Below are 10745 nucleotides of genomic sequence, written 5' to 3'. Positions count from 1 at the left end.
GAAGACGCCCGTGGCAGACTGGTCAATCGGCCACCGGTTCCGGTTCACGCCCGAGCCCGTCGTGACGACGGGAAGCACCGACGGCGACCCGGCGACCACCGACGAAAGGACCGAGGCGACATGAAGCCCAACATCCACCCGGAGTACGCGACCACCGAGGTCCGCTGCTCCTGCGGCAGCTCCTTCACGACCCGCAGCACCGCCAAGGGCGGCGCGATCAGCGTCGAGACCTGCAGCGCCTGCCACCCGTTCTACACCGGTAAGCAGCGCGTGCTGGACACCGCCGGCCGGGTCGCGAAGTTCCAGCAGAAGTACGCCAAGGTTCAGGCCAAGAAGGCCAAGTAGCTCCGTCGACGACGCCCGTGTCCGGCTCCTGCCGGGCACGGGCGTTCGTCCGTTTGCGCCGCCTTCATCCCAAGGAGCATCCGCAGCATGAGCAGTGAGCGCCTGGCCGCCCTCCTCGACGAGTACGCCGAGCTGGAGCGGCGGCTGGCCGACCCGGCCATCCACGCCGACCAGGGCACCGCACGGCGGGTCGGCCGTCGGTACGCCGAACTGGTGCCGCTGCACAAGGCGGCCGGCGAGCTGGAGCAGGCCCGCGCCGACCTGGCCGCCGCCCGGGAGCTGGTTGCCGAGGACGCGTCGTTCGCCACCGAGGCGGACGCCATCGCCGCCTCCCTGCCGGCCCTTGAGGAACGGCTCGCGGAACTGCTCATCCCGCGCGACCCGCACGACGCCAAGGACGTGATCGTCGAGATCAAGGCCGGTGAGGGCGGCGAGGAGTCCGCGCTGTTCGCCGGGGACCTGCTGCGGATGTACACCAGGTACGCCGAGCGGCACGGCTGGGTCACCGAGGTGATCGACGCGCAGGACTCCGACCTCGGCGGCGTCAAGGACGTCTCGCTGGCGATCAAGAGCAAGGGTGTGCCCGAGGGCGGCAACGGCGTCTGGTCCCGGCTCAAGTGGGAGGGCGGCGTGCACCGGGTGCAGCGCGTACCGGTCACCGAGTCGCAGGGCCGCATCCACACCAGCGCCGCCGGGGTGCTGGTGCTGCCCGAGGCGGAGGATGTGGACGTCACCATCGACCCGAACGAGCTGCGCATCGACGTGTTCCGCTCGTCCGGCCCCGGTGGGCAGTCGGTGAACACCACCGACTCGGCGGTCCGCATCACCCACGTGCCGACCGGCATCGTGGTCTCCTGTCAGAACGAGAAGTCGCAGTTGCAGAACCGGGAGCAGGCCATGCGCATCCTGCGCGCCCGGCTGCTCGCCGCCGCCCAGGAACAGGCGGACGCGGCGGCGTCGGACGCCCGTAAGGCGCAGATCCGCACCGTGGACCGGTCCGAGCGGATCCGCACCTACAACTTCCCGCAGAACCGGATCACCGACCACCGTATCGGCTACACCGCGTACAACCTGGACCTGGCCCTGGCCGGCGAGCTGGACGGGGTGCTCGACGCGCTGGCCGAGGCGGACCGCGCGGCCCGGTTGGCCGGCGAGACCGAGCTGTCCCGCCGCTGACCGCACGCGGTCGCCGCCAGGGCCTCGCCGTCCGCGCGAGGCCGGCGTGCGATCCGCGCGGGTCGCGGCGTCCGCGCGGAGGGCCGCAGGAGCGGCACGGCCTCAGCTCGCCCGCAACCGCGCCTTGGCGCGCAGCATCTCCCGGTCGGCCAGCTCGAACGCGGTGCCGAGCGCCTCCCGGACGCTCACCGTGGTGCTGCCGTCGACCTCGGCGAAGCCGATGGTCACCCCGACCGGCGTGCCCGGCACCAGGGACTCCCAGTCCTCGGTGTGGACGGCCGCCTCGATCCGGCGGGCCACCTCGACCGCCTCCGACATGACCGTGTCGGGCAGCACCACCACGAACTCGTCGCCGCCGTAGCGGGCCACGAAGTCGCCCCGCCGCATCACCCGGTTGATCACCCCGGCCACCCGTTGCAGCACCAGGTCACCGGAGTGGTGGCCGTGGCGGGTGTTCACCGCCTTGAACCCGTCGAGGTCGCAGACGCCGATCACGACCCGCTCGCCCCGGGACACCACGGCGCCCAGGTAGCGCTCCAGCCGGCGCCGGTTGGGCAGGCCGGTGAGCGGGTCGGTGAGCGCCTCGCCCTCGTACCGGGCCGCCTCGCGGCGCATCTCCTCGTGGTCGATCCGGGCGGCGATGCCGTCGATGTAGACGTCCCGCAGCCGGTCGCTGCGCTGTGCCGCCAGCCGGAACGCGTGCCGGTCGGCCCGGTGCGCGCCCGCGTGGTCACCGGCCCGGGCCAGCGCCACGCTGCGCAGCCGGGGCGCCTCGGCCGCGCCGAGCGTCTCGGCGGAGACCCGGAGCGAGTCCAGCCGGGTGACCGCCTCGATCGGGCGGCCGTCGGCCACCGCGAGGCAGACCTGACCGAGCTGGCGCAGGTCGCGGGCGCGGGCGCTGTCGGCGCCGTGGCCGAGCAGCCGGTTCGGGTCGGCGTCTCCGGCGGACTCCACCCGGTCGCCGAGCGCGGCCCGGCGGGCGGCGGCGTAGCCGTACGCGGCCAGGCTGCTCGGGCGCAGGTTGCCGGCCCGCCCGCCGCGCAGGAACCGGGCCAGGTCGCCGGCCACGTCGCGCAGTACCCGCAGGCAGCCGTCGCTGTCGCCGTTGTGGTCGAGCGCCACCGCGTTGCGCAGCCGGATGCCCGGCGCGGCGAACGTCTCCTCCGGGATGCCGGCGCTCAGCCCGACCTCCCGGGCGCGCTCGATCGCGCCGAGAGCGTGGCCGTGGAAGCTGAGGTACGAGTACGCCATCGCCAGGTCGTGCCAGCCCCAGGCGGTGTCCCGGTCCGGGGTGTCGTCGGCGCCGAGCGCGCGGGCGGCCCGGACCAGGTGCGTCACGCACCTGTCGAGTGCGCCCTGGTGGTGGGCGGCGAGCGCGGCCAGCGCGTGGAGGTGCCCGTGCAGGTAGGGCTCGGCCAGATCGCGTACGGCGGCGGAGGCGTCCTCGATGGCCCGGGTGAACTCCGCGGTCCGGCCGAGGTTGATCAACGCGGACAGGCGTTGCACGAGCGCGTCGGCGCGGGCGTACGGATCGGCTGTGGTGCGGATGACGCGGTCGAGCAGGGCGCACGCCTCCGCGGACCGGCTGGCTTCCTGGAGGGACCGAGCGCGTCGGAGAGCGTCAACCTGGTCCTCGACCTGGTCGAGCCAGCCCACTCGCGACCTCCCTGCGGTGTGTGCCCGGACGCACCCGTTCGTGAGGTGGGCCGCGACGCCTCATGATTATTGCGTGACAGCACTCCCGCAACACCCGTCCGAAGGGACAGAACGCGAACGTCCGTCGCTGGTGATCAACCGGGTGGCGCGTGCGCTCGCCGCGGCGGGCGTCGAGGCGCCCCGCGCCGAGGCCGAGCAGCTGGCCGCGTACGTCCTCGACGTGCCGCGGGGCCGGCTGGCGCTCGCCGACGGCTTCACTCCGGCGCAGCGTGACCGCCTGGACGAGCTGGTCGGGCGGCGGGTGACCCGGGAGCCGTTGCAGCACCTGCTCGGCCGGGCCGGTTTCCGGCACCTGGAGCTGGCGGTCGGGCCGGGCGTCTTCGTGCCCCGTCCGGAGACCGAGCTGCTGGCCGGCTGGGGGATCGAGCGGGCCCGGGAGCACGCCGCGCCGCTCGTGGTCGACCTGTGCAGCGGTTCCGGCGCGATCGCCCTCGCCGTCGCGCAGGAGGTGCCCGCGGCCCGGGTGGTGGCGGTGGAGCGGTCCCCGGCCGCGCTGGCCTGGCTGCGGCGCAACGCGGCGGACCGGGCCGCCGCCGGGGACCGGCCGGTCGAGGTGGTGGCCGCCGACGTGACCGACCCGGAGCTGCTGGCCGGCCTGGCCGGGCGGGTCGACGTGCTGCTCTGCAACCCGCCGTACGTGCCGAGGTCGGTGACGGTGCCGCCGGAGGTGGCCGGGCACGACCCGGACGAGGCCGTGTTCGGGGGCGCGGACGGGCTGGACGTGATCCGCCCGGTGGTACGCCGGGCCGCCGCGCTGCTGCGCCAGGGCGGCGTGATCGGCGTCGAGCACGACGACACGCACGCCGAGGAGGTGCCGGCGCTGCTGCGCGGTGACGGCCGCTACGACCGGGTCGAGGAGCACCGGGACCTGGCCGGGCGGCCCCGCTGGGCGAGCGCGTCCCGGCGGGCGGACGGCACCCACCCCGACCCCGGCCGGGCGTGGCAGACTGACTCCTCGTGATGCTCTACGACTGTCGGTCGCTCGCCGACCGGGACCGCGGCATCGCCGCTGCCATCGAGGCCGTCAAGAACGGGGAACTCGTCGTCCTGCCGACCGACACGGTCTACGGCGTCGGGGCGGACGCCTTCACCCCGTACGCGGTGAAGGCCCTGGCGGACACCAAGGGGGGCGCCCGGCAGGCGCCCCCGGTGCTCATCGGCTCCCGGCACACGCTCGACGGCCTGGTCTTCTCGCTGCCCGGCGTGGCCCGCGACCTGGTCGAGGCGTTCTGGCCGGGTGCGCTGACCATCGTGGTGGAGCACTCGCCGAGCCTGGCCTGGGACCTGGGCGACAACAGCGGCACGGTGGCGGTGCGGATGCCGCTGCACCCGGTGGCGCTGGAGGTGCTGCGGGAGACCGGGCCGATGGCGGTCGCGTCGGCGAACAAGGTCGGTCAGCCGGCCGCACTCACCGCCGAGGAGGCGCGCGACCAGCTCGGCTACGGCGTCCGGGCGTACCTGGAGGCCGGGCCGGCGGTCGACCCCGTGCCGAGCACCATCGTCGACCTGACCGGCGACGTGCCGCGGGTGCTGCGCCAAGGCGCGGTGACGCTGGCGAAGCTGCGGGAGGTCGTGCCGGACATCCTCGACGAGCGGGGGATCTGAGTGCCGCCCTTCACCGTCCTGCACGTCTGCATGGGCAACATCTGCCGGTCGCCGATGGCCGAGCGGCTGCTGCTGCTCGCGGTCCGGGAGCGACTGGCCCGCCTCGACGTCGACCCGGCCGGGTCGGACGCGCTGGTGCACAGCCACAGCGCCGGCACCGGCGGCTGGCACGCGGGGGAGGAGATGAACCCGCCCGCCGCCCGGCAGGTGGCCTCGCGCGGTGGTGACACCGAGGGGTTCGCCGCCCGGCGGCTGCGCTCCGACCTGATCGACGCCGCCGACCTGGTGCTCACCGCCACGGCCGACCAGCAGGAGTACGTGGTGGCGTTGCGGCCGGACGCCGCCGCGCGCACGTTCGTCCTCGGTGAGTTCGGCCGCCTGCTCGGCGGGCTGGACCGTTCTGCCCTGCCGCCGGCCGAGCCGACGCCGGACGCGGTCCACGCGCGCGGCATCGCCCTCGTCGCGGCCGCCGACGCGGTCCGGCAGAACGCCTCCGCGCTGCCCACCGACGATCTGGACGACCCGTGGGGCCGGGGCGACCAGTGCTTCAGCCGGGTCGCGGACGAGATCGAGGAGACGGTGCAGCCGCTGGCTGCCGTCCTGCTGCCCTGATCGCGGTTCATCCTTTCCCGCGAACTTTCTGCGCATTTCGCGGAAGGTGGCGGCGAAAGCGGCCATTCCGGTCATTCTGAACGGGTCCGTACGGCCGGCTCCTGCGGGGAGAGCTGATGAACCGGGCCTATCTCGACAAACTGTTCACTGTTGTGCTCGCTGGCGTGCTCGCCGGACTGGCCCTGGCCGCCGCCGCGCTGCCGGCCGCGCTGGTCTTCGGGCTGGGCGTGAAGAACCTGATGCCGTACACCGCGTTGCCGGAGGCGCTCAAGACGCCGCAGCCGGCGCAGCGCTCCAACCTGTACGCGAGCGACGGGCGGACGCTGATCACCTCGTTCTACGTCGAGGACCGGGTGGACGTGCCGGTCGGCGAGGTGGCGCCGGTGATGCGCGACGCCATCGTGGCCGCCGAGGACGTGCGCTTCTACGAGCACCACGGCGTCGACGTGCGCGGCGTGGCGCGGGCGTTCACCGCCAACCGACGCGAGGGCACCCGCCAGGGCGCCTCCACGCTGACCATGCAGTACGTGCGCAACGCGCTCGCCGGTGACACCCGGCTGACCGAGGAGCAGCGTGCCGCCGCCACCGAGATCACCGTCGGGCGCAAGATCCGCGAGATGCGGTACGCGCTGGCGCTGGAACGGCAGGTCGGCAAGGACGAGATCCTCGGGCGCTACCTGAACATCGCGTACTTCGGCGCCGGGGCGTACGGGATCGCCGCCGCCAGCAAGCGCTACTTCTCCACCACGCCGGACCGGCTCACCCTGGCCCAGGCCGCGCTGCTCGCCGGGCTGGTCCGCTCCCCGGCCGACGACCCGATCAACAGCGACGCCGACTCGGCGCTGCAACGCCGGGCGTACGTGCTGGACCGGATGGTGGAGACCGGCCGGGTCGGCGCGGCCGATGCCGAGGCGGCGAAGGCGGAGGAGCTGGCCCTCCAGCCGAACACCACCCCCAACGACTGCGCCGCGGTGTCCGCCGAGCACAACGACTGGGGCTTCTTCTGCGACTGGTTCACCCAGTGGTGGAACGCCCAGCCGGCGTTCGGCGAGACCGCCGACGAACGGCAGCGCACGTTGCGCCGTGGCGGCTGGAAGATCGTGTCCTCGCTCGACCCGGACGTGCAGGCCAAGGCGAGCGAGCAGGTGCGGGAGATCTACCCGGAGACGATCGCGCGCGCGGCGCCGACCGCGGTGGTGCAACCGGGCACCGGCCGGGTGCTGGCCATGGCGGTGAACCGCACGTACGGCACGGCCGCCAACCCGGACGGGCAGAAGAACTACCCGAACACGGTCAACCAGCTCGTGGCCGGCGGTGGCGACATCACCGGCTACCAGGCGGGCTCGACGTTCAAGCTGTTCGCGCTGCTGGCCGCGCTGGAGTCCGGGCTGCCGCTGGACACCGAGTTCGACGCCCCGCGCGTCTACGTGACGGGGTACCCGGTCGGCGCCGGCCCGGCGAGCTGCGGCGGCCGGTGGTGCCCGGAGAACGCCAACGCCTCCTGGATGGACGGCGACCGGGACATGTGGGATGCGTTCGGCCGCTCGGTGAACACGTACTTCGCCTGGCTGACCGAGCGCGTCGGCGCGGACCGGGTGGTCGAGATGGCCCAGCGGCTGGGCATCGCGTTCCGCGCTCCGGCGGACGCCCGGATGGCCCGCGAGGGCGCCAAGAGTTGGGGGCCGTTCACGCTCGGCGTCTCCGCCACCACGCCGCTGGACCTGGCCGGCGCGTACGCCACCGTGGCCGCTGAGGGCAACTGGTGCCGGCCCACGCCGGTCACCTCGATCACCGACCCGTCCGGCCGGAAGATCGCGGCCGGGAACACCGACTGCCGGCAGGTGCTGGACACCGAGGTCGCCCGCGCGGCGGCCGACGCCGGCCGCTGCCCGGTCGGCGACCAGTCGATGTACCGGCGCTGCGACGGGGGCACGGCCGAGGAGCTGGCCCCGGGCCTGCGCCGGCCGGTGGCGGGCAAGACCGGCAGCTCGGAGCGCAACGCCACGGAGACGGTCGTGGCGTTCACCCCGCAGCTCTCGGTGGCGACGATCGCCGCGAACCCGGACGACCCCCGGGACGCGGTCGGCGGCGGAGTGCAAAAGCGGCAGATCGCCGCGGTGGGACGCATCCTCGCGTGGTCGCTGCGCGACGAGCCGGTACGCGACTTCGTCCCGCCCGGCCAGGCGGTCGCCTTCCAGCACACCAGCCCTCGCACCGGCAACTGAGAGACGTCCGTCAGCTTGTCGATCTGCCGTACCGCGCGACCATGGTCCGGACGGCTTCGTCCACTACTGCGGTCGTGCGATCGGGAGTCACCGTCCAGTCCGGGAGGACCAGGCTCGGCCAGAACAGGTAATTGGAGATCATGCCGAGGAAGTGCGTGGCGGCCATCTCCGGGTCGGCGATGTCGGCGACTCCCGCGTCGTGCTCGGCCGAGAGGTAGATCCGGACGGACTCGAAGTACGGCAGTTTGCCCTGTGCGAAATGCGCTCTGGCCAGTTCGGGAAAGCGGGGCATCTCGGCGATCACGATGCGGAACAGGTCGGTCATCTCCGGCCGGCTCAACAGCGTCGCGTAGTGCCGCCCGAGAACCGTCAAGCCGGCCGTCAGGTCACCGGCGGGCGGCACGTCGGCGACGTCGTTCCGGGCCCACGAGTCGATGACGATGGCATCGAACAATGCCGCCTTCGTCGGAAACTGCTTGAACAGCGTCGCTTTCGACACGCCGGCACTGGCGGCGACACGCGCCAGCGAGGCCCGGTCGTAGCCCAACTCCAGGAAGAGCTCGGTGGCGGCCTGCACGATCAGCGCGCGCTTCTCCTCCGCCACGCGCTGGTGATAGGCCGACGGTGCTGGGGTCATGCGCCCATCGTAGCGAGGTGAGTGGGTTGACTCACCATGTGCGGGGGCGTAGCGTCGGCATGGTGAGTCGATCGACTCACCACCTGTTTCCCGGGTTGTCGTCTCGTACGTACCGGAGGATCCGATGTCCCGATTCGCCAATCAGACCGTTCTTGTGACCGGCGGCACCGGCGGGCAGGGGGCCAGCCACGTTCGCGCCCTGCACGCCGAAGGCGCCAACGTCGCCATCGGTGCGATCGACGCCGGGCGCGGCGCCGACCTCGCCGCCGAGCTGGGTCACCGGGCCCGTTCCGTCTCCCTGGACGTCTCCCGGGAGGAGTCGTGGGCCGCCGCCGTCGCGGAGACCGAGAAGGCATTCGGTGCGCTCACGATCCTGGTGAACAACGCCGGGGTGCAGAACCCGCCGGCCCTCATCGAGTCCACCGACCAGGCCACGTGGGCTCGCATCCTCGACGTCAACCTCACCGGCACCTTCCTCGGCATCAAGGCGGCCGCCCCGGCGCTGCGACGCGCGGGAGGAGGATCGATCGTCAACATCGGCTCCACGATGGGCCTCGGCGGTACCGCCTTCTACGCGCCCTACGTCGCCGGCAAGTGGGCGGTACGAGGACTCACCCGGACCGCCGCCCTCGAGCTGGGCCGCGACAACATCCGCGTCAACGCGATCCACCCCGGCGTGGTCGCCACTCCGTTCATCACCGAGCCGGCGGCCGGCAGCGACGCCCCGATCGCCGACTTCTACTCGCCCGAGCCGTTCGCCGTCCCGCGACTCGGGCAGCCCGCCGACATCACCGCGCTGCTGTTGTTCCTCACGTCGCCGGACGCGGCCTTCATCACCGGCGCCGAGTACGTCATCGACGGAGGGCTGCTCCTCGGCCCCGCACTGCAGAAGGACGCCGCATGAATCCGGCAGGCCGGCCCACCGTGCCCGGCGTTCCTCACCGACCGGCCGGGTGCTCGGCGCCCCGGGCGATGTTGCGGGCCATGCCGCCGAAGACCACGGCGTGGAACGGGGCCACCGAGGCCCAGTAGAGGTGGCCGGGCAGCCCGCGCGGGAGGAACACGGCCCGCTGGACGTAGCGGCTGCGGCCGTCCCCGTCCGCCTCGGCGCGCATCTCCAGCCAGGCCCGGCCGGGCAGCCGCATCTCGGCGCGCAGCCGCAGCAGCTCACCCGGGACGATCTCCTCGACCCGCCAGAAGTCCAGCGCCTCGCCGACCTGGAGCCGGTGCGGGTCGCGCCGCCCCCGGCGCAGCCCGACGCCGCCGACCAGCCGGTCCATCCAGCCGCGCACCGACCAGGCCAGCGGGAACGAGTACCAGCCGTGCTCGCCGCCGACACCCTCGATGACCCGCCACAGCGCCGCCGGCGGCGCGTCCACCGTCCGCTGCCGCACATCGGTGTACGCCGTGCCACCGGACCAGTGCGGGTCCGACGGCAGCGGCTCGGCGGGGGCGTCCGGCCCGCTCGCGTTCGACCAGCGCGTCTCCACCTGCGCGTCGCGCACCTTGGTCAGCGCCAGCGCGACCGCCTGGTCGAAGCCGGTCAGCCCGCCCGGCGGGTCCGGCACGTACTCGGCGATGTCGTGCTCGTGCGCCACCGCCTCGTGCACCAGGCTCTCCACCAGCGGCCGGGCGATCGCGTTCGGGACCGGGGTGATCAGGCCGACCCAGTGCGAGGAGAGCGACGGGGTGAGCGGGCGCACCGGCAGGATGACCCGGGGCCGCAGTCCGGCCACCCGGGCGTACCGCTGCATCATCTCGGTGAAGGTCAGCACGTCCGGGCCGCCGATGTCGAAGGCCCGGTTCACCCCGGCCGGCAGGTGCGCGCAGCCGACCAGGTAACGCAGCACGTCCCGGACCGCGATCGGCTGGATCCGGTTGCGCACCCAGCGCGGGGTGACCATCGCCGGCAGCCGCTCGGTCAGGTAGCGCAGCATCTCGAACGAGGCCGAGCCGGACCCGATGATCACGGCGGCGCGCAGCACCGCCGTCGGCACGCCGCTGTCCAGCAGGATCCGCGCGACCTCCGCCCGGGAGCGCAGGTGCGCCGAGGGCAGGCCGTCTCGCTCCGTCGGCTCCGGCCCGCCGAGATACACGATCCGGCGTACGCCGGCGGCACGCGCCGCCGCGGCGAAGTTCGTCGCCGCCTCCCGGTCGGCCGCCTCGAAACCGCGCTGACCCAGCGAGTGGACCAGGTAGTACGCCACCTCCACGCCGGCGAACGCGGCCGGCAGCGTCTCCGGGCGGCGCAGGTCACCCTCGACGACCTCCGCGTCGGCCGCCCAGGGCACGTCCCGCAGCCGCCCGGCGGTACGCGCCAGGCAGCGTACGGTGTGCCCCTCGGCCAGCAGCCGGGGCGCGAGGCGCCCGCCGATGTAGCCGGTCGCACCGGTGACGAGGCATCTCACGGCATCCAGTCTGCGGCTCCG

10 protein-coding genes are annotated in these 10745 nt (G+C 73.6%); 7 read left to right on the top strand and 3 right to left on the bottom strand.

All coding sequences use genetic code 11. The features are described 5' to 3' along the window. Positions 1-120 precede the first annotated feature (120 nt). Together rpmE and prfA are read left to right on the top strand one after the other, a co-directional pair. Positions 121-345 carry a 50S ribosomal protein L31 gene (gene rpmE / locus ACFYON_RS19735; protein WP_354871341.1) on the top strand — a complete coding sequence of 75 codons (225 nt, stop codon included), beginning with the start codon at positions 121-123 and terminating at the stop codon, positions 343-345. A gap of 87 nt (positions 346-432) precedes the next feature. Further along, complete coding sequence (gene prfA, locus ACFYON_RS19730; protein ID WP_354871338.1) at positions 433-1521, top strand: peptide chain release factor 1; 1089 nt, start codon at positions 433-435, stop codon at positions 1519-1521. 102 nt (positions 1522-1623) lie between these two features. On the opposite strand, the gene ACFYON_RS19725 is transcribed toward prfA, so the two are convergent. After that, positions 1624-3177, bottom strand: coding sequence for a GGDEF domain-containing protein (locus ACFYON_RS19725; RefSeq protein WP_354871335.1), 1554 nt, complete (start codon positions 3175-3177; stop codon positions 1624-1626). 73 nt (positions 3178-3250) lie between these two features. On the opposite strand from ACFYON_RS19725, the gene prmC reads away from it, so the two are divergent. From prmC to ACFYON_RS19705, 4 genes are all read left to right on the top strand, one after another. Further along, complete coding sequence (gene prmC, locus ACFYON_RS19720) at positions 3251-4198, top strand: peptide chain release factor N(5)-glutamine methyltransferase (RefSeq protein WP_354871332.1); 948 nt, start codon at positions 3251-3253, stop codon at positions 4196-4198. Then, complete coding sequence (locus tag ACFYON_RS19715; RefSeq protein WP_387188193.1) at positions 4198-4842, top strand: L-threonylcarbamoyladenylate synthase; 645 nt, start codon at positions 4198-4200, stop codon at positions 4840-4842. Before prmC ends, ACFYON_RS19715 begins: the two co-directional genes overlap by 1 nt. Further along, complete coding sequence (locus ACFYON_RS19710; protein ID WP_354871329.1) at positions 4843-5454, top strand: phosphotyrosine protein phosphatase; 612 nt, start codon at positions 4843-4845, stop codon at positions 5452-5454. It abuts the gene before it with no gap. Positions 5455-5570: 116 nt separating this feature from the next. Then, a complete protein-coding gene (locus tag ACFYON_RS19705) occupies positions 5571-7679 on the top strand; it encodes a transglycosylase domain-containing protein (RefSeq protein WP_354871327.1) in 2109 nt (702 codons plus the stop codon). A 10-nt stretch (positions 7680-7689) separates the two neighbouring features. On the opposite strand, the gene ACFYON_RS19700 is transcribed toward ACFYON_RS19705, so the two are convergent. Then, positions 7690-8316 (bottom strand): TetR/AcrR family transcriptional regulator, encoded by a 627-nt coding sequence (locus tag ACFYON_RS19700; RefSeq protein ID WP_354871325.1) that lies wholly within the window; start codon positions 8314-8316, stop codon positions 7690-7692. 124 nt (positions 8317-8440) lie between these two features. Between ACFYON_RS19700 and ACFYON_RS19695 the strand changes: the two genes are divergently transcribed. Continuing rightward, entirely contained in the window at positions 8441-9220 is a 780-nt protein-coding gene (locus ACFYON_RS19695) for an SDR family oxidoreductase (protein WP_354871322.1), read from the top strand. 34 nt (positions 9221-9254) lie between these two features. Here ACFYON_RS19695 and ACFYON_RS19690 read toward each other — a convergent pair whose 3' ends face one another. After that, positions 9255-10724 (bottom strand): SDR family oxidoreductase, encoded by a 1470-nt coding sequence (locus ACFYON_RS19690; protein ID WP_354871320.1) that lies wholly within the window; start codon positions 10722-10724, stop codon positions 9255-9257. Positions 10725-10745: the final 21 nt, after the last annotated feature.

The sequence above is a fragment of the Micromonospora sp. NPDC005686 genome, assembly GCF_042871665.1.
Taxonomy (GTDB): Bacteria; Actinomycetota; Actinomycetes; order Mycobacteriales; family Micromonosporaceae; genus Micromonospora.
Note: the sequence above shows the minus strand (reverse complement) of the source record. Positions and strands in the feature narration are given on the sequence as shown.

What these genes read in the sequence shown, in the direction of transcription:
- rpmE (WP_354871341.1), top strand. Translation starts at nt 121, where the DNA reads ATGAAGCCCAACATCCACCCGGAGTACGCGACCACCGAGGTCCGCTGC.
- prfA (WP_354871338.1), top strand. Translation starts at nt 433, where the DNA reads ATGAGCAGTGAGCGCCTGGCCGCCCTCCTCGACGAGTACGCCGAGCTG.
- ACFYON_RS19715 (WP_387188193.1), top strand. Translation starts at nt 4,198, where the DNA reads ATGCTCTACGACTGTCGGTCGCTCGCCGACCGGGACCGCGGCATCGCC.
- ACFYON_RS19705 (WP_354871327.1), top strand. Translation starts at nt 5,571, where the DNA reads ATGAACCGGGCCTATCTCGACAAACTGTTCACTGTTGTGCTCGCTGGC.
- ACFYON_RS19700 (WP_354871325.1), bottom strand. Translation starts at nt 8,316, where the DNA reads ATGACCCCAGCACCGTCGGCCTATCACCAGCGCGTGGCGGAGGAGAAG.
- ACFYON_RS19695 (WP_354871322.1), top strand. Translation starts at nt 8,441, where the DNA reads ATGTCCCGATTCGCCAATCAGACCGTTCTTGTGACCGGCGGCACCGGC.